This is a genomic window from uncultured Streptococcus sp. (assembly GCF_963456385.1).
GTDB lineage: Bacteria > Bacillota > Bacilli > Lactobacillales > Streptococcaceae > Streptococcus.
On the sequence record NZ_CAUOLF010000004.1, the window covers coordinates 1 to 18,117 of the forward strand.

General features: G+C 43.9%; 14 protein-coding genes, 1 tRNA gene and 1 pseudogene. 12 read left to right on the forward strand and 4 right to left on the reverse strand.

Annotated features, from left to right (window positions below):
* Positions 1-64: 64 nt before the first annotated feature.
* The 9 genes from RP262_RS02330 to RP262_RS02370 all read left to right on the forward strand — a co-directional run bounded on the left by RP262_RS02330 (position 65) and on the right by RP262_RS02370 (position 7,732).
* Positions 65-148: transfer RNA gene (locus RP262_RS02330), tRNA-Leu, on the forward strand.
* 357 nt (positions 149-505) lie between these two features.
* The gene (locus RP262_RS02335; RefSeq protein ID WP_311154165.1) at positions 506-949 is read left to right on the forward strand and encodes a zinc-dependent MarR family transcriptional regulator; all 444 of its coding nucleotides are present in this window, start codon (positions 506-508) and stop codon (positions 947-949) included.
* A complete protein-coding gene (locus RP262_RS02340; protein WP_311154166.1) occupies positions 946-1,656 on the forward strand; it encodes a metal ABC transporter ATP-binding protein in 711 nt (236 codons plus the stop codon). Before RP262_RS02335 ends, RP262_RS02340 begins: the two co-directional genes overlap by 4 nt.
* Complete coding sequence (locus RP262_RS02345; protein ID WP_004189713.1) at positions 1,649-2,455, forward strand: metal ABC transporter permease; 807 nt, start codon at positions 1,649-1,651, stop codon at positions 2,453-2,455. The genes RP262_RS02340 and RP262_RS02345 overlap by 8 nt, the downstream gene beginning before the upstream one ends.
* A gap of 9 nt (positions 2,456-2,464) precedes the next feature.
* Positions 2,465-3,967, forward strand: a complete 1,503-nt coding sequence (locus RP262_RS02350) for a zinc ABC transporter substrate-binding protein AdcA (RefSeq protein WP_311154167.1) — start codon at positions 2,465-2,467, stop codon at positions 3,965-3,967.
* Between the two features lie 148 nt (positions 3,968-4,115).
* On the forward strand, positions 4,116-4,559 hold the full coding sequence (locus tag RP262_RS02355) for a CopY/TcrY family copper transport repressor (protein ID WP_311154168.1): 444 nt from the start codon (positions 4,116-4,118) through the stop codon (positions 4,557-4,559).
* Positions 4,559-6,805, forward strand: a complete 2,247-nt coding sequence (locus RP262_RS02360; RefSeq protein ID WP_311154169.1) for a heavy metal translocating P-type ATPase — start codon at positions 4,559-4,561, stop codon at positions 6,803-6,805. The genes RP262_RS02355 and RP262_RS02360 overlap by 1 nt, the downstream gene beginning before the upstream one ends.
* 20 nt (positions 6,806-6,825) lie before the next feature.
* The gene (locus RP262_RS02365) at positions 6,826-7,044 is read left to right on the forward strand and encodes a heavy metal-associated domain-containing protein (RefSeq protein ID WP_311154170.1); all 219 of its coding nucleotides are present in this window, start codon (positions 6,826-6,828) and stop codon (positions 7,042-7,044) included.
* Positions 7,045-7,129: 85 nt separating this feature from the next.
* Positions 7,130-7,732, forward strand: a complete 603-nt coding sequence (locus RP262_RS02370) for a DUF6287 domain-containing protein (RefSeq protein WP_311154171.1) — start codon at positions 7,130-7,132, stop codon at positions 7,730-7,732.
* 138 nt (positions 7,733-7,870) lie between these two features.
* On the opposite strand, the pseudogene RP262_RS02375 reads toward RP262_RS02370, so the two are convergent.
* Together RP262_RS02375 and RP262_RS02380 are read right to left on the reverse strand one after the other, a co-directional pair.
* Positions 7,871-8,445 (reverse strand): annotated as a pseudogene (locus RP262_RS02375) (TetR/AcrR family transcriptional regulator).
* A gap of 212 nt (positions 8,446-8,657) precedes the next feature.
* Positions 8,658-9,260 carry a TetR/AcrR family transcriptional regulator gene (locus tag RP262_RS02380; RefSeq protein WP_311154172.1) on the reverse strand — a complete coding sequence of 201 codons (603 nt, stop codon included), beginning with the start codon at positions 9,258-9,260 and terminating at the stop codon, positions 8,658-8,660.
* Between the two features lie 356 nt (positions 9,261-9,616).
* Here RP262_RS02380 and RP262_RS02385 point away from each other — a divergent pair, with 356 nt between their 5' ends.
* Together RP262_RS02385 and RP262_RS02390 are read left to right on the forward strand one after the other, a co-directional pair.
* Positions 9,617-11,959 carry an SIALI-17 repeat-containing surface protein gene (locus tag RP262_RS02385; protein WP_311154173.1) on the forward strand — a complete coding sequence of 781 codons (2,343 nt, stop codon included), beginning with the start codon at positions 9,617-9,619 and terminating at the stop codon, positions 11,957-11,959.
* 177 nt (positions 11,960-12,136) lie between these two features.
* Positions 12,137-13,267: an ABC transporter ATP-binding protein gene (locus RP262_RS02390; protein ID WP_002896829.1), complete on the forward strand. Its 1,131-nt coding sequence runs from the start codon at positions 12,137-12,139 to the stop codon at positions 13,265-13,267.
* Positions 13,268-13,336: 69 nt separating this feature from the next.
* Here the strand turns inward: RP262_RS02390 and RP262_RS02395 are convergent, their stop codons facing one another.
* Together RP262_RS02395 and tyrS are read right to left on the reverse strand one after the other, a co-directional pair.
* Complete coding sequence (locus RP262_RS02395) at positions 13,337-14,185, reverse strand: putative RNA methyltransferase (RefSeq protein WP_311154174.1); 849 nt, start codon at positions 14,183-14,185, stop codon at positions 13,337-13,339.
* A gap of 70 nt (positions 14,186-14,255) precedes the next feature.
* Complete coding sequence (tyrS, locus tag RP262_RS02400) at positions 14,256-15,512, reverse strand: tyrosine--tRNA ligase (protein ID WP_311154255.1); 1,257 nt, start codon at positions 15,510-15,512, stop codon at positions 14,256-14,258.
* Between the two features lie 154 nt (positions 15,513-15,666).
* Here tyrS and pbp1b point away from each other — a divergent pair, with 154 nt between their 5' ends.
* The gene (gene pbp1b, locus RP262_RS02405; protein ID WP_311154175.1) at positions 15,667-18,081 is read left to right on the forward strand and encodes a penicillin-binding protein PBP1B; all 2,415 of its coding nucleotides are present in this window, start codon (positions 15,667-15,669) and stop codon (positions 18,079-18,081) included.
* Positions 18,082-18,117 lie beyond the last annotated feature (36 nt).

Below are 18,117 nucleotides of genomic sequence, written 5' to 3' on the forward strand. Positions count from 1 at the left end.
AGGCAAGGGACTTTGACTCCCTCATGCGTTGGTTCGAATCCAGCTACCCCAGTTAAAAACTTGAGCCGGCGTGGCGGAATTGGCAGACGCGCTGGACTCAAAATCCAGTGTCCTCACGGACGTGCCGGTTCGACCCCGGCCGCCGGTATAGCTTAAGTTTAGCGAAGCATTTTAGCTTCGTTTTTTTGTCTTTTCTGTAGTATTCACTTGCAAGCTAAAGCGGAAGATTGAATCGTGATTTTTCTTGTAAATTTATACTCAACTCGTGTAATGGTTACGGACGAATTGCACCATTAAAGGCATTATAAGATCTAGAATGCTAAAAAGTGTCAACTTGATTTGTTGCTTTTTATTCTCTGATTGACTTTTATTTAGGGCTTGAGAGTCTAATTGTAAGATTTTTTTGTGAAAAGATTCTTACTTTTGCTGAAAATTCTTGACTCTTTTCTTTTTTGTGGTATAATTAACCAGTAAAGCTTTAACTAGTTAAGAGAAGGAGGAGGAAATGACTCATTTAGCAGAGAAGATCGATCAATTTTTAAATGAAGTTATTTTGAAAGCAGAAAATCAGCATGAGATTCTGATTGGTTCTTGCACGAGTGATGTGCCTTTAACCAATACGCAGGAACATATTTTGATGCTTTTGTCTGAGGAATCTTTGACAAATTCTGATTTAGCAAAAAAACTGAATGTGAGTCAAGCTGCGGTGACCAAGGCTGTGAAGTCTTTGGTTCGGCAAGAGATGCTGCAAGCCTTTAAAGATAAGAGAGATGCACGGGTTACCTTTTACCGTTTGACTGACTTAGCTCAGCCGGTTGCAAAGGAACATCAGCATCATCACGCACATACTTTGGAGACCTATCAAAAATTGGCAGAGCAGTTTTCTGCTAGTGAACAGGCGACAATCGCGAAGTTTTTGGAAGCCTTGGTGGGAGAGATCAGCAAATGAGATATATCACAGTGGATAATCTTTCCTTTTACTATGACAAGGAGCCTGTGCTAGAGCATATTCATTATTTTCTAGACAGTGGTGAGTTTGTAACTTTGACGGGGGAAAATGGAGCTGCTAAGACGACGCTTATAAAGGCTAGTTTGGGTATTTTGCTACCTAAGTATGGGGAAGTGAAGATTTCCAAGACCAATGTGCGAGGCAAGAAACTGCGGATTGCTTATTTACCTCAGCAGATTGCTAGTTTTAATGCAGGTTTTCCTAGTACGGTGTATGAGTTTGTCAAGTCGGGACGTTATCCGCGCAAGGGTTGGTTTCGTCGTTTGAATGAGCATGATGAGGAGCATATTAAGGTAAGTCTGGAGTCGGTTGGAATGTGGGAACATCGGGATAAGAGGATTGGTTCTCTCTCTGGCGGGCAAAAGCAGAGGGCTGTGATTGCTCGGATGTTTGCTTCGGATCCGGATATTTTTGTCCTAGATGAGCCGACAACAGGTATGGATGCAGGCAGCAAGGATGAATTTTACAAGCTCATGCACCATAGTGCTCACCAGCATGGGAAAGCTGTCTTGATGATTACACACGATCCGGAAGAAGTTCGTAAATATGCCGATCGCAACATCCACCTGGTCCGTAATCAGGACTCACCTTGGCGCTGTTTCAATGTGCATGAAAGCGACAATGGACAGGAGGTGAGTCATGCTTAATCTATTTTCCTATGATTTTATGCAGCGAGCCTTCTTGGCAGTTATTGCCATGAGTCTCTTCTCACCGATTCTGGGGACCTTCCTGATTTTACGTAGGCAGAGTCTCATGAGTGACACCCTCAGTCACGTTTCTTTGGCAGGTGTAGCTTTTGGTTTGGTTCTTGGACTATCGCCCACCCTCACAACGGTGCTTGTCGTCATTATCGCAGCAGTCTTCTTAGAGTACCTGCGCACAATCTATAAGAATTTCATGGAAATTGGGACAGCCATTCTCATGTCAACTGGCTTAGCCATTTCCCTGATTGTTATGAGTAAGGGCAAGAGTTCTAGCTCGATGAGTCTGGACCAGTATCTATTTGGCTCCATTGTGACTATCAGTAGGGAGCAGGTGATTTCCCTCTTTGTTATTGCTGCTGTGGTACTTGTCTTAACCTTCCTCTTCATTCGGCCTATGTACATCTTGACCTTTGATGAGGATACAGCATTTGTGGATGGGCTGCCGGTGCGGACCATGTCTATTCTCTTCAATATCGTGACGGGTGTTGCGATTGCCCTCATGATTCCGGCTGCGGGAGCCTTGCTGGTTTCGACCATTATGGTCTTGCCGGCCAGTATTGCCTTGCGGATTGGGAAAAATTTCAAATCGGTCATTTTGCTGGCAAATGCTATTGGTTTCTTTGGTATGATTGCTGGACTTTATATTTCTTACTATGCAGAGACGCCAGCTAGTGCTAGCATTACGATTATCTTCGTCAGCTTGTTCTTGCTGGTGAATCTGGTCAAAAAATTTATGAAATAGGAGCAGAAAATGAAAAAAATTAGCTTACTATTAGCAGGTTTACTGAGTATTTTCTTAGTAGCTTGTTCCAATCAAAAAAATGCAGATGGCAAGCTCAATATTGTCACAACTTTTTATCCGGTTTATGAGTTTACCAAGCAGGTCGCTGGAGATGAGGCCAATGTTGAACTTCTAATCGGGGCTGGTACAGAGCCGCATGATTATGAGCCTTCAGCTAAGGCAGTTGCGACTATTCAGGATGCAGATGCCTTTGTCTATGAAAATGAAAACATGGAGACTTGGGTCCCAGATACGCTAAAAACTTTAAAAAATAAGGAAGAAACGGTTATCAAAGCGACAGGTAATATGCTCTTGCTGCCTGGTGGTGAAGAGGAAGAAGACCACGACCATGGGGAAGAGGGACATCATCATGCCTATGATCCCCATGTTTGGTTATCTCCGAAGCGGGCTATTAAAATGGTGGAGCACATCCGTGATAGTCTGAACAAGTCTTATCCTGACAAGAAAGCTGCTTTTGAGAAAAATGCAGCGGCTTATATCAAGAAGCTGGAAGCCTTGGACAAGGAATATGAAGATGGTTTGGCCAATGCCAAGCAAAAGAGCTTTGTTACTCAGCACGCAGCCTTTAACTATCTAGCATTGGACTATGGCTTGAAGCAGGTGCCAATTTCTGGACTTTCACCAGACAGTGAGCCATCCGCTTCACGCTTGGCTGAATTGACTGAGTATATCAAGAAAAATAAAATCAAGTATATTTACTTTGAAGAGAATGCTTCCCAGGCTTTGGCTTCTACTCTGGCTAAGGAAACAGGAGTAGAGCTTGATGTCTTGAATCCGCTGGAAAGCTTGACCGAAGAACAGACCAAGGACGGAGCAGACTATGTTTCTATCATGCAGGCCAATCTAAAGGCTCTCAAGAAGACAACTGACCAAGAGGGAGCGGAGATTGCAGCCGAGAAAGAAGAAGACGATAAGACAGTGCAAAACGGCTACTTTGAAGACAGTGCCGTCAAGGATCGGACCTTGTCTGATTATGCTGGCGAGTGGCAGTCTGTTTACCCTTATCTGAAAGACGGGACCTTGGACCAAGTCTTTGACTACAAGGCTAAGCTGACTGGAAAAATGACAGCAGCTGAATACAAGGACTACTATGACAAAGGCTACAAGACAGATGTTTCCAATATCAATATCACAGACAAGACTATGGAATTTGTGGTAGATGGAAAATCCAAGAAATATACGTATAAATACGTTGGCAAGCACACTCTGACTTACTCTAAGGGAAATCGTGGAGTTCGCTTCATGTTTGAAGCGACAGACGAGGATGCTGGGGAGTACAAGTATGTTCAGTTTAGCGACCACAACATTGCACCGACCAAGGCGGCTCACTTCCATATCTTCTATGGTGGCGAAAGCCAGGAGGCACTCTTTGACGAGCTGGAAAACTGGCCAACCTACTATCCAAGTAAGTTGACCGGTCAAGAAATTGCCCAAGAGATGTTGGCGCACTAATATAAATAAAGTAAGAAGACGGGACTATCCCGCCTTCTTTTTTTGCATATCAGGAAATGACGATAAAAATACTTGACAAATTACGATTACAGATGTAAACTAATAAAGAGTTAGATTACAAATGTAAATGATAAGGAGGTGTTAAACAATGGAACAGCAAAATATTAGCCAAGCAGAATGGCAAGTCATGCGTGTGCTGTGGGCTTATCCACATAGTCGCAGTACAGAGATTATAGATCGTTTGGAAGCTGATTTTTCCTGGAAGCCGGCAACCATCAAGACTCTTTTGAATCGTCTGAAGACAAAAGAATTTATCGCTATGGAAAAGATAGAGGGCAAGTTTTACTACGATGCTCGGATTTTAGAATCGGATCATCTGGAAAGTACTTTGCAGGCTCTCTTTGATAATATCTGCAACACCAAGCATGGAGAACTGTTGATTTCGATGATTGAGAGAAGTCAGTTCAGTCAAAGGGACTTGGAGCGGCTCAGCCAAGTCATTGATAAGAAAAGAGCTTCGGCTCCGCTGGAAATTAAATGTCACTGTCCGCAAGGTCAGTGTCGTTGCGGGCACGGAAAGGAGGAGCATTGATGAGCGAGAAGAAAGAATACAAACTCTCAGGAATGACCTGTGCATCTTGTGCTATGACAGTTGAGATGGCGGTCAAGGACTTAGAAACGGTTGAGGAGGTTAGTGTCAATCTGGCAACAGAACGTCTCAGTTTGGTTCCTAAGGAGGGATTTGACATCCAGCAAGTGCTGGATGCAGTAGCCGAGGCTGGTTATCAGGCGGAAGAAAAAGGAAAAGACCGACCGTCCGATGTGAATGAAGAGGCTGCGATGAAAGCGCAGGAATTGCGAAGGAAGAAGCAAGAATTACTAATTCTTTTGGTCACAGCTCTGCCCTTGCTTTATATCTCGATGGGCAGTATGGTCGGCCTTCCTCTGCCTGGCTTCTTGGATCATATGGCGTATCCCTTGGTCTTTGTTCTGTCACAACTGCTGTTGACTCTGCCTGCTGTGTGGATTGGTCGCGGCTTCTATCAGAGAGGATTTCGCAATCTTATCAAGCGACATCCCAATATGGATAGTCTGATTGCGGTGGGAACCAGCGCAGCATTTTTTTACAGCCTCTACTCGGTCGGGCAGGTTTTTCTAGGCTATCATGCCTTTGTTCATCAGCTCTATTTTGAGTCGGTTGCAGTGATTATTGCCTTGGTTCTTCTAGGCAAATATCTGGAGAGTTCAGCTAAGGGCAGAACGTCTCAGGCGATTCAGTCTCTGCTTGAGCTAGTGCCTAGTCAGGCGACAGTGATTCGTTATGGTGAGGCTGTGAGCATTGATACGGAGGATATCCGAGTTGGAGACATTATCCGTATCAAGCCAGGGGAGCGTATGCCGGTAGATGGCCTTGTGACGGAGGGGCAGACCTTTGTGGATGAGTCCATGATGACTGGAGAAAGCATTCCGATTGAAAAGAAGGTCGGCGACACCATTACCAGTGCAACAATCAATCAAAATGGTAGTGTTGACTACCAAGCAACTAGGGTAGGCTCGGATACGACCTTAGCTCAGATTGTCAGATTGGTGGAGGAAGCGCAGGGTTCTAAGGCGCCGATAGCGGCTTTAGCAGATAAGATTTCGCTTTATTTTGTTCCAATCGTGCTGAGCTTGGCTACTTTGTCCGCGCTGGGCTGGTATTTTCTGGCTGGTGAGAGCCTTGGCTTTTCTCTGTCAATCTTTATCGCAGTTCTGGTCATTGCCTGCCCTTGTGCGCTGGGATTAGCCACTCCAACAGCTATTATGGTTGGGACTGGCAAAGGAGCTGAAAATGGAATTCTGATTAAGTCTGGACAAGCTTTGGAGGCTGCTTATCAGCTGGATACTATTGTTCTTGATAAGACGGGGACGGTTACGGTTGGTAAGCCCAGTCTGACAAATCTGCTGCCCTTGAGTGATTTTAATCGGTCTGACTTGTTGCGGTTAATAGCTAGTGCTGAGCAGCATTCTGAGCACCCTTTGGCTCAGGCTATCTTGGAAGCAGCTGAAGAGGAGGAGCTTGGCTTGCTACCTGTCAGTCATTTTGAGGCCGTAATTGGACGAGGATTGGCTGCTCGGGTTGAGGACAGACAGCTTCTGGTGGGAAATGAGTCATTGATGAAAGAAAAGAACATTGACAGCAGTGCCTTTCAAGGGCAGTTGTTGGAGCTATCCCAGGAAGGAAAAACAGCCATGTTTGTCGCAGTAGATGGACAGCTGGCTGGTATTTTAGCGGTAGCAGATGAGATGAAGTCCAGCAGCCTGTCGGCTGTACAAGAGCTCCAGTCTATGGGGCTGGAAGTCATCATGCTGACAGGTGATCGTGAAGAAACAGCGACAGCTATTGCCCAGAAAGCTGGAATCCAAAAAGTTATCGCAGGTGTATTGCCAGATGGTAAGGCCACTGCTATCAAAGACTTGCAGGAAGCTGGTAAAAAACTGGCCATGGTCGGAGACGGTATCAATGATGCGCCGGCTCTGGTTCAGGCAGATGTGGGAATTGCCATCGGATCAGGCGCTGATGTAGCTATTGAGTCGGCAGATGTAGTGCTCATGCATAGTGATTTGCAGGATGTGGTCAAGGCTATCAAGCTCAGTCAGGCGACCATCCGCAATATCAAGGAAAATCTCTTCTGGGCTTTTGCCTACAATACACTAGGTATCCCGATTGCTATGGGGCTATTGCATCTTTTCGGCGGTCCCTTGCTCAATCCTATGCTAGCTGGTCTGGCCATGAGCTTAAGCTCAGTGTCAGTTGTGGCCAATGCTCTGCATCTAGGACGCTTTAAAATGAACTAAATATACAGAGGAATGAATCTATGAAACAAACAGTCCAATTAGAAAACTTATCTTGTCAAAATTGTGTCAAACACGTCACCAAGCATTTCCTGTCTATGGAGGGAGTGTCAGATGTGGCAGTAGAGCTAGAGAAGCAGACAGCCCACGTCACGACTGATAAGCCTTATGGTACATCAGATTATGAAGCAGCTTTGGAAAAAACAATCTACAGGGTTCTGGATGTGGCAGAAGCTGAGTAAATAAAATCAATAGCTTTGCTCCTGCCCAGCTGCTAGAATTCTTCTTGTAAAAAGCGATAAAATAATCTATAATGTTACTAATCACATGATTTATCTTACCGTGAGAAAGAGGAGAAAAATGAAGAAAAAAGCTTTACCTTTTTTACTAGCAGGAGCTGCTTTATTAGCTATGACAGCTTGCTCAAACGGCAGTGCTACGAATCAATCAGAGACGCCTACTAGCAGTACGGGCTCAGTAACAAGTTCTGTGGAGCAGGTATCCAGTCAATCAACTGTGTCAGCATCTTCAGCGGCTAGCAGCACTAGCTCAGAGAGTGCGAGCACAGAAAAAACCAAGGAAAAGAAGGAAGCGATGGACATTTCAGCACTTGCAAATGGCAGTTATGCCAGCGTTAAAGGAACCTGGCAGGATGCTTCTGGCAACCAGCTTGTTTTTGATGACAAGGGCTTGGTTTCAAGTGTTTATGAATTGTACGGAGCTTCTCTGACAGACTATGGCACTGCTGCTGGCGGTGTCTACGGCGGAGAAAGCGGAGGTTTTCTGATTGAGTTTCTTCCTAAGGGAGTTAAGATCGCAGACAAGGAAAACTTTACAGACAACTCCGATGCCGGTCAAGACAGAATCTGGACAGGGGTTGGCCTGAATAGCTTTGACGAGCAAGGCAGCTTCTATTATCGGGTAGATTAAACGAAGCTTGGCTTTTAGTTTTATAGCTTATATATTGACGAGAGCAGAAAAACATCTGCTCTTTTTTTGTAAAGTAAGAAATTTTATCTACAAAAAAAGCCTGCCTAAATTAGGCAGGTTTTATAGCTTTTAGTTGAATTAGGACTCACTATGAGGCGTTATATAAACTGATCCATAGGGGTTGAAATTACATTTAGGAACAATTTGGCGAAATCTTCTGCAGGCATAGGGTCTTCTTTGATGATCCAAATCTCAATGAGGGAGTTAATCCATCTAACAACAATTTCCGTAGCCATTTCTTTTGGAATTCCCAATTTCTTAGAGTCAATGTCTAAATTTTGCACGACCCACTGAGTGAAGAAGGTAGATAGATAGTCACTCCAGAAAGGATCGATAGCTGTAGTGTAGAGCACCTTCATCCATTTCCTATGTTCATAAAGGGTAGGAATCATATGTTGGGCGAAGAAGCAGAACGGATTTTCTCCACTTCCTTCTTCGTAGCTTTCATACAGGGGCAAAAACGGAGTCATAATTGTCTGGCGGATGTATTGGATAATGTCTTCAACATTGCTAAAATGCTTTTTATAGATAGCCTGGCGTGATAGACCAGCTTGTTTTGCAATCTCTGAAAAAGTAAAATAAGACTTTTCAGGATTTTGCTCTGCCAGCTCAATTAAGGCATTGACGACTTTGTCTCGAGTATCTTGGGGCATAAGTACCTTCCTTCTTTTTTAGTAAGTTCTTGCTGGTTTGTCTAAAAATAGAGCAAATTCCAACAAAATAGTTTACCGCTTGTCAACTAAAATGATAACACTTTATAGAGGAAATGTCCAATTATTTTTAAAATTTAATATAAAAATATTAAAAAACCAGTCTTCCCTTATAAGGACCGGTTCTGTCATTTCTCTGTTTTTCTTCTGGTTGGCTATGCGATCACAATTTTGTTTGAAGGACCAGCTGGACTATCATAAGCAGCAAAGCTGGTTAGGGGTGAAGATACAAGGTTGAGAAATGTCTTAGAAAACTGCTTGCAAGGAACGGGGTCATCCTGAGTGATCCAATTCTCGATAAGAGAACTAATCCAGCCGGCCAGCAGTTGATTGGCCAGGTCTTCAGGAATACCTAATTTTTGATGGTCAAGATTTAGATTCTGCTCGATCCAGTCCTTGTAACTAGCAGTAATAAAATCGCTCCACAGGGGATCGACAGAACTAGTATATAATATTTTAATGCGTTGGCGTTGCTCATAAATAGCGGGAAGAATCGTTTGAGCCAAAAAGGCGAAAGGATCTAAGCCCGCTTCAGAATTGTTGCTATTCCAGTTGGGAGCAAAGGCTTGCTTTACCATATCTTGGCGAATGTATTCGATAATTTCAGTAGTGTTATTAAAGTGTCGTTTGTAAATAGCCTGTCTTGACAAACCGGCTTCTTTAGCGATTTCTGTAAAGGTAAAACGCGGTCTATCTGGCTGTTTATCTGCTAATTCAAAAAATGCATCCAAAATCCTATCTCGTGTATTAAGAGCCATAATTTTATCCCTCCTATACCATTTTACTTTTTCTATCTTAAATAAGCTAGAAAATAGCCCAGAATTTTTACTAAAAAAGTTTACACATTGTTAAATGGAAAAAATTTTAGTTTAATTTTTGGACATCGTGTCTATTTAAAAACTGGACGATTTTACAATTAATGTACATAAATCAAGCCGATAATTGTTTTGTTTTAAAAGGTTAATATGATAAAATAATAAAAAATCTTATCAGAAGTCAAATAGAAAGTGTAGTTTAAAAATTACCAAATCTGAAAGATTTATGGGAGGTTTGACTGGACTTTTTATTAAGGGTTACTGATCAGGATAATAAAATATGTTCAGAGGAGAAAAAGATGAAAAGAACAGAAAAAGTTTTGCGATATTCTATTCGGAAGTCTGTTTTAGGTGTTGGGTCAGTCCTTATTTGTGCTCTGTTTTTGGGTCACAGTTTGGTGGCGGCGGATGAGGAACAGCCAGTGGCAAATGCAGTAGAGAACCCAGTTGCTGCATCGCCAGTAAATCAGAATTTGACAACGGTTAGGGAGGCTGCTAACAAGGAAGTAGGCACATTTCTGGCTGAGAAAGTGACAGATCTTGGGAATAATCCAAATTTGTCAGATGAGGAGCTTGCAGCAGCTAAGGACGAAGTCAATCAAACATCTGCAAAGGCTCAGAATGAAATTGCCGCAGCTGAGGATAAAGAAAGGATTGATCAAGCTAAAGAAGATGGATTGGCAGACATCAACTCTATCAATCCAGTCGGCAAAGATTTACTTCTAGATGAAATCCAAAATGGGAAAGCAGAGTTTGACAAACTTGTAGATAGTAGCGATTTGCTACCTGAGGAGCAAAAGAAAAGTTTCCAAGAGTCTGTAAGGAAGAAGGCTGCAGAAGCAGAGGATGCAATTCAGAAATTAGATGTTAATGCAGCAACAGCAGAGCAGGCGGAAGTGATTCAAGAGCAAGCAGTAACCGAGGAAGACAAGTTTTTCAAATTTATAGCAAGTTCAACCGTAGATTTCACTCTGGCTGCCAAGTTAGCTGACTTGGAAGCAAATCCTAATCTTTCAGAAGCAGAAAAGAAAGCAGTTAGAGGAGAGATAGAGCAGGTTGTGGAAGCGGCCAAGAAGGCTATTGAAGGAGCAGATTCTCAGGAAGTCTATGACCAAGCAAAAGAAACAGCTATAGCCCGCTTAGCCAAGATTCACCCTATTGGCAAAGAGCAGTTTTTAAAAGAAATTCAGGAAGAAAAAACAGCTACTATCGAGGCTGTTGAGAAGAGTCAAAGTCTTTCTACTGAGGAAAAAACTGCAGCTAAAAAGAAGATTGAAGATGCAGCAGCCATAGCTCAAAAAGCAATTGCAGCTTATAATGCTTGGGTTGAAAGTCCTGATGATGCCGAAAAAATTCAAGAACAGGTAGCGGCAGAGAAGCAAGGTTTGCTAAAAGTTACGACTGGACTGAAACTAGATCTTGCTCTGTCTGATAAGCTAGCAGACTTACGGAGCAACCCGAATCTGTCAGATGCAGAACGGGCTACGGCTAAAGCTGAAGCGGAAGCAACTCTAGCAGATGCGAAAACAGCGCTTGAAAAGGCTGATACCGAAGAAGAACTAGAGAGAATTGAGGAAGCTGGAATTGCTAGCTTGGACACGATTCATCCAGTTGGCAAAGACTTGGTTTTAGATGAGCTTGAAGAAGAAGTCGACAAACAGCTTGAAGCGATTGAGCATCACCAAACACTTTCAGAACTCGATAAAAAGCAAGCTAAAGAAAAGATTCGAGCAGTATTAAAGACGGTGACAGATGCGATTGCGCAGCTAGATGATAGTGTAGACAGTGCTGAAAAAGCAGAGAAGCTGCAGGAACAGATTGCTGCTGAGCAGACAAAAGCTCTTGAAAATCTAGAAGCGATTGTCAAGGATGCTGCTAAAGCTGAGACAGCTTCTTCTATTCCAAGTGATTCACCACAGGAAGATAGGCAAGAATTTAGTGGAGGCGTCAGCGACTCTGAGCCAGCAACAGCAACGGTGTCGGAATATGATTTGTCTAGCCATGAAGTTGGAACTCATCCCGATACAGCTCCACAGTCTTCAGTACAACCAGAATTTAGTGGAGGAGTCAGTGATTCTGAGCCGCCAACAGCGATAGCGTCAGAGTATGATTTGTCTAACCATGAAGTTGGAACTCATCCCGATACAGCTCCACAGGCGTCTGTACAACCAGAATTCAGTGGAAATGTTAATGATTCAGAAGCAACAACAGCAACTCGGCCTGAATTTACTGGTGGTGTCAATGATTCTGAACCAACTATGACAGAACATAAAACCTATGATGCTGGCGGTCAGCCATCAGTTAGGAGTGCGCATCCAGACAGCGCTCCTCAAATATCGGCTCTTCCAGAATTTGCCGGCGGTGTCAATGCCACTGACGCGGCAGTAGCTGATGCTTTACCTTCTTACCAAGTAACTAGTGGTATTTTGTCAGCAGTTGATGGGGCCAAATCAGTACAAGAGCAGTCTTCATTAGCTAAGGTCACCCAGCCAGCTCAGCTTAAAAACAAGGAAAGTAGGAGTGGCGCGTCAATCTTACCGCATACAGGACAAGCTTCTAATGCTCTTCTCACGGTTGCAGGAGTTATCAGCGCTTTAGGTGCAGCTGGATTGTCATTCCGTAGTAGAAAAAAAGAAGAATAAATTTTAAAGAGGCCCAGTGGCCTCTTTTTTGATGGAGAAATTTTTCAAAAATTATGCAAACGTTTTACTAAAAGTGCTTGAAAAAGTCAAAAAAAAACGATATAATGGACAATGTGAAAGCGCTTTGCAAACGAGAGCTTGAAAGAAAATATTTTTATTCAAAAGAAGGGGCTTATTATGGTCGAATTAAATCTGAAAAATATCTATAAAAAATATCCCAACAGTGACCACTACTCAGTGGAAGACTTCAATCTTGATATTAAGGACAAGGAATTTATCGTCTTTGTTGGTCCTTCTGGTTGCGGGAAATCAACTACGCTGCGTATGATTGCGGGTCTTGAAGACATCACAGAAGGAACTGCCTCTATTGACGGTACAGTGGTCAATGATGTGGCACCAAAAGACCGTGATATCGCTATGGTCTTCCAGAACTATGCCCTTTATCCGCACATGACTGTCTACGACAACATGGCCTTTGGTCTCAAGCTGCGCAAGTATAGCAAGGAAGATATTGACAAACGTGTCAACGAAGCAGCAGAAATCCTAGGCTTGAAGGAATTCTTGCAGCGCAAGCCAGCTGATTTGTCTGGCGGTCAGCGTCAGCGGGTAGCTATGGGACGCGCTATTGTTCGGGATGCAAAGGTTTTCCTTATGGATGAGCCTTTGTCTAACCTGGATGCTAAGCTGCGTGTTTCTATGCGGGCAGAGATTGCCAAGATTCACCGCCGTATCGGGGCAACAACTATCTATGTTACCCACGACCAGACTGAAGCTATGACCTTGGCGGATCGGATTGTTATCATGTCAGCGACCAAGAATCCTGCTGGAACTGGAACGATTGGTCGAGTGGAGCAGATTGGTACGCCGCAGGAAGTCTATAACAACCCAGTTAATAAGTTCGTTGCCGGCTTCATCGGCAGCCCAGCCATGAACTTCATCCCAGTTAAGCTTGAAGGGAATGAGATTGTCGCAGAAGGTCTGCGCTTAACTGTGCCAGAAGGAGCTCTTAAGGTTCTGCGGGAGAAAGGTTACGAGGGCAAGGAACTGATCTTCGGTATTCGTCCGGAAGATATCAATGCGGAAGCTGCTTTCTTGGAAACTTTCCCGAATTCAGTTGTGCATGCTAAGATTTCTGTTTCAGAATTGCTGGGAGCAGAGTCTCATCTCTACTGCCAAGTGGGTTCTAGTGAGTTTGTAGCGCGTGTGGATTCACGGGATTACCTAGAAACTGGTGCGGGTATTGACCTAGGCTTTGACCTCAATAAAGCACACTTCTTTGATCCAGAGACAGAGAAGACAGTCTATTAATCAGTTGATAAACAAAGAACGCAGACAGGCTTGTCTGCGTTTTTAAAATGGCTGCTTACTGAAAGGTGTTCAGATTTTTTCTTGTTTTAGTTTTCCGATAAGAATCTCGGCTGAAATGGTGGCATGTGTAAGCTGCTCCCAATTGATTAGATTTTTTTCAACATGAAAGAGTAAAGGAGTCATCTGCAGCAGGGCAATTTTCTCCTCAGAATGCAGAGTATGGGTTGATTCTACGGTTTTTCTAGATAGGATCGTAAAGTGTTTCTGGAAGTGCTGGATGATATCTTGATTAGAATAATCTTTCTTGTCCAGATATTGAGCAGCTTTTTGACGAATTTCCTTCAAATGATTTTCTGTTGGGATGACTTTAATGATAAGTCCCTCTTTTTTCAATACTCGCTGAAATTCATGGTAGTTAGCTGGTGAGAAGATGTCCAGCAAGACATCCATGCTTTGATCCTGAATGGGTAAATGTGCCAAATCACCTACGAACCATTTTACAGCAAGGCTCTGATCACTTTTGGCAGCTAACTGGATAGAATCTTTGGATAAATCAAAGGCGTAAGTTTCTTTGTTGGGGAATTTTTCCTGAATTTTTCGAGCATAATACCCCTCTCCGCAAGCGACGTCTAGAATGGTCTGTTCTTCAGGCAGATCCTGCAGCAGATCCTGCAACTCGTCTAGGACATGCTGATAAAAGCCGGCTTCCAAGATGACTTGCCTATTTTGAAAGCTTGTTTTGTCATAGTCTTTAGCTTGTTTGGCCTGGGGAGCTAGATTGACATAACCGAATTTGGCGATGTCATAGGAATGGCGATTGGCGCACTTGAGGCTGTTTTCTTCCATAGCCAAGCTTTGCTGGCAGAGTGGACAGGCTAGAGCCGGAGCTTGGGCAAAGCGGGCGAGTCTTGGTTTCATTAGAACTCTCTTTCTATTTCTTATAGTAAAGACATAGAAAAATCCGATTCAGATAATCGGATTTTTATCTTTAGTAGGTCAGGACAAAGTATTTCTTCTTACCGCGGCGGATAACTGTCAGCTCGTCTTCCAGTTTATCTGAGGCGCTAAGGACATAGTCTAAATCTTGGATGCGCTCGCCATTGAGGTAGATAGCACCGTTTTGGACATCCTCGCGGGCTTGACGTTTTGAGTTTACCACACCAGATGACACGAGGATTTCCACGATGTTAAGATTTTCGTCAGCTTGGACCTGATAGTTAGGCACACCTCGCAGACCTTGTTTGAGTTCCTTGACGGACAAATTTTTGATATTTCCAGCAAAGAGCTGCTCAGTGATGTTGAGGGCTTCCTTATAGGCTTCTTCACCGTGGACAAGAGTCACGACTTCACGAGCGAGGACTTTCTGAGCCAAGCGTTCGTGGGGTGCTGTTTCAAACTGCTGGCGAATCTCTTCGATTTCATCCAAGGACAGGAAGGTAAAAATTTTCAGGAAGCGGATAGCGTCTGCGTCCATGACATTCATCCAGAATTGATACATTTCGTAAGGAGAAGTCTTGTCAGGATTGAGCCAGACAGCATTACCTTCTGACTTGCCGAATTTTTTGCCAGTAGCGTCAGTAATGAGAGGCACGGTCATCACGTGTCCAGTCTTGTCGGCCTTGCGGCGTAAGAGCTCTGTTCCCGCTGTCATATTGCCCCACTGGTCGGAACCACCGATTTGCAGGGTTACGCCGTGGTTTTGATTGAGGATATAGAAGTCATATCCTTGCATGATCTGGTAGGCGAATTCTGTATAGGAAATCCCTGTCTCAATCCGGCTCTTGACAGAATCTTTACTCATCATGTAGTTGACAGTGAAGTATTTGCCGACGTCACGCAGGAAGTCGATAAAGCTGATGCTGCTAAACCAGTCATAGTTGTTGACCATTTCGGCCTTATTATCACCCTTTTCAAAGTCCAGAAAGCGAGAAAGCTGATCTTGGATAGATTTCACCCAGCCTTCCACGGTTTCCTTGGTTTGGAGACTGCGCTCTGCATCCTTAAAGGATGGATCGCCAATCAATCCAGTTGCTCCTCCGACTAGAGCGTAGGGTTTGTGTCCAGCTAGTTGCAAGCGGCGGCTGGTCAGAATGGCTACCAAGTGGCCTAGGTGTAAGCTGTCAGCGGTTGGATCGTATCCGGTATAATAAGAGACTTGTCCTTCTTCTAAGGCCTTGCGTAAAGCTGCTTCATCAGTGGTTTGAAATACCAAGCCACGTTCTTTTAGCTCATCAAAAATGTGCATCATGTCTCTCCTATTCTAAAAGCCAAGAAATTGGCTTATCTATATTTTAAATTTATGTTACTCTATTGTATCATAAAGCTTTTAAATAGCAATGTTTCCTTGAAATAAATCATAGATATTTGGTATAATGGGAAGATAACAAGGAGAATCAAACTTGGAACAATTAATAGAGAAATTAAAAGAGTTCTGGGAAAAAGCCCAGCAGTTTATCAAAAAAATACATCTTCCAGAATGGAGCAAGAAGATCGTTAGTGGCAACAATGGCTGGTCTATCGGTGATGTTTTTGCTGTTTTCTTGCGAACTTTTAAACTTCTGATGAATATGGCTTTTGTGTTTATCTTCTTCGGTGGCGTAATCGGTGCTGGGATTGGGATAGGCTATGCAGCTAGTCTTTTCAGTAAGGTTGAAGTGCCCAAGCAGGACGAGCTGGTCAAGCAGGTGAATAATATCTCTGGTATTTCTAAGCTTACCTATGCCGATGGCAGTTTGATTGCAGAAGTGGATAATGATTTACTCCGCATCCCAGTTAAGAGTGACGCCATCTCTGAAAATGTAAAAAAAGCCGTTATCGCTACAGAGGATGAGAACTTTGAAACGCATAACGGAGTGGTGCCCAAGGCTGTGCTTCGGGCTACGCTCGGATCTGTTGTCGGAGTTGGTTCTTCTAGCGGGGGGTCAACCATTACCCAGCAGTTGATCAAACAGCAGGTGGTGGGCGATGCACCGACTTTCAAGCGGAAAGCAGCGGAGATTGTTGATGCGCTGGCTTTGGAGCGCTACATGTCCAAGGATGATATTTTGACCACCTACTTGAACGTTTCGCCGTTCGGGCGTAACAATAAGGGGCAGAATATCGCTGGTGTGGAAGAAGCTGCTCAAGGGATTTTTGGTGTTTCTGCTAAGGATTTGACAGTGCCCCAGTCTGCTTTTATTGCTGGCTTGCCACAGAGTCCGATTGTTTATTCGCCTTATGCAGCCGATGGCAGTCTCAAGAGTGCAGGGGATATGGCTCTGGGCTTGGAACGTGCCAAAGATGTGCTCTATAATATGTATCGGACGGGCCATCTAAGCGAAAAAGAGTACAAGGAGTACAAGGACTACGACCTGACCAAGGATTTCAAGCCATCTGAAAGCTCGGAAAAATCTTCACATGGCTACCTTTATTACACAGCGGTCGAAGAAGCCCAGCAGACCATGTACGAGTACTTGATTCAGCGGGACAATGTTTCTCAGCAAGAGCTGAAAAACAATGACACTGTCAAGGCATACAAGGAATTGGCTGCTAAAGAACTGAGCGATGGCGGCTATACTGTCACCACCACGATTAACAAGAACATCCACACTGCTATGCAAAATGCAGTAGCCAACTATGGCGGCGTCTTGGATGACGGAACTGGTGCAGTTGAAGTGGGAAATGTTCTCTTGGATAATAAAACCGGTGCTGTGATTGGCTTTGTAGGAGGCAGAGACTATGCTTCTAATCAGAACAATCACGCCTTTGATACGGAACGCTCACCGGGTTCAACTATTAAGCCAATTTTGGCTTATGGGATTGCTATTGACCAAGGTCTGATGGGGAGCGCCAGCGTTCTTTCTAACTATCCGACCAACTTTTCAAGCGGCGATCCAATCATGCACGTAGATAGCCGTGGTACAGCCATGATGGACCTGCAAGAAGCGCTTAATACTTCTTGGAATATTCCGGCTTATTGGACTTACCGCGGATTACGCGAAAAAGGTGTCAATGTCCGTGGCTATATGGAAAAAATGGGCTATTACATTGATGACTACAGCATTGAGAGTCTGCCTATGGGCGGGGGAATTGAAGTATCTGTAGCTCAGCATACCAATGGTTTCCAAACCTTGGCTAATAATGGAACCTACCAGAAAAAATATATGGTTGAAAAAATCACAGACCGAGATGGCAAGGTGATTTACCAGCATAAGGCCAATCCTGTTCAGATTTACAGTCCAGCAGCTGCTACGATTATGCAGGAGCTCATGCGGGGCGTTATCAATTCTGGAGCTACTACGACCTATAAATCCAGAATCAGTCAGGTCAACGGAACCTTGGCTGGAGCCGACTGGATTGGTAAGACTGGAACGACCAATACCAACGGTGATATGTGGCTGATGCTTTCTACTCCTAAGATGACTTTGGGAGGCTGGATTGGTCATGATGATAATAGCTCTATGGCGGCATTGACTGGTTATAATAATAATGCCTCCTACATGGCCTATATGGCAGATGCTATCTATCAGGCAGATCCAAATGCCTGGGGTGTTGGTGATAAGTTCACTCTTGATCCAAGTGTGATTAAGTCTGATGTGCTCAAGTCCACAGGGGAAAAGCCAGGTACAGTAACGGTAAACGGCCGCTCTGTTAATCTCAGTGGTCCGACAGTGCCTAGCTATTGGGCTAAAAACGGTGCTCCGACCACGACCTACCGTTTTGGTATTGGGGCATCAGATGCGGATTATCAGAAGGCTTGGTCAGCTATTCTGGGCGGTTCTACCTCTAATTCTAGTTCCAGCTCCAATTCTAACAATAATCGGCAAGGGAACTAGCGCATCAAGAACAGTTTTAACTTTTCAGAAAGCGGA

Coding starts and splice junctions, on each gene's coding strand:
- RP262_RS02335 (WP_311154165.1), top strand. CDS start 506: ATGACTCATTTAGCAGAGAAGATCGATCAATTTTTAAATGAAGTTATT.
- RP262_RS02340 (WP_311154166.1), top strand. CDS start 946: ATGAGATATATCACAGTGGATAATCTTTCCTTTTACTATGACAAGGAG.
- RP262_RS02345 (WP_004189713.1), top strand. CDS start 1,649: ATGCTTAATCTATTTTCCTATGATTTTATGCAGCGAGCCTTCTTGGCA.
- RP262_RS02350 (WP_311154167.1), top strand. CDS start 2,465: ATGAAAAAAATTAGCTTACTATTAGCAGGTTTACTGAGTATTTTCTTA.
- RP262_RS02355 (WP_311154168.1), top strand. CDS start 4,116: ATGGAACAGCAAAATATTAGCCAAGCAGAATGGCAAGTCATGCGTGTG.
- RP262_RS02360 (WP_311154169.1), top strand. CDS start 4,559: ATGAGCGAGAAGAAAGAATACAAACTCTCAGGAATGACCTGTGCATCT.
- RP262_RS02365 (WP_311154170.1), top strand. CDS start 6,826: ATGAAACAAACAGTCCAATTAGAAAACTTATCTTGTCAAAATTGTGTC.
- RP262_RS02370 (WP_311154171.1), top strand. CDS start 7,130: ATGATTTATCTTACCGTGAGAAAGAGGAGAAAAATGAAGAAAAAAGCT.
- RP262_RS02380 (WP_311154172.1), bottom strand. CDS start 9,260: ATGGCTCTTAATACACGAGATAGGATTTTGGATGCATTTTTTGAATTA.
- RP262_RS02385 (WP_311154173.1), top strand. CDS start 9,617: ATGAAAAGAACAGAAAAAGTTTTGCGATATTCTATTCGGAAGTCTGTT.
- RP262_RS02390 (WP_002896829.1), top strand. CDS start 12,137: ATGGTCGAATTAAATCTGAAAAATATCTATAAAAAATATCCCAACAGT.
- RP262_RS02395 (WP_311154174.1), bottom strand. CDS start 14,185: ATGAAACCAAGACTCGCCCGCTTTGCCCAAGCTCCGGCTCTAGCCTGT.
- tyrS (WP_311154255.1), bottom strand. CDS start 15,512: ATGCACATTTTTGATGAGCTAAAAGAACGTGGCTTGGTATTTCAAACC.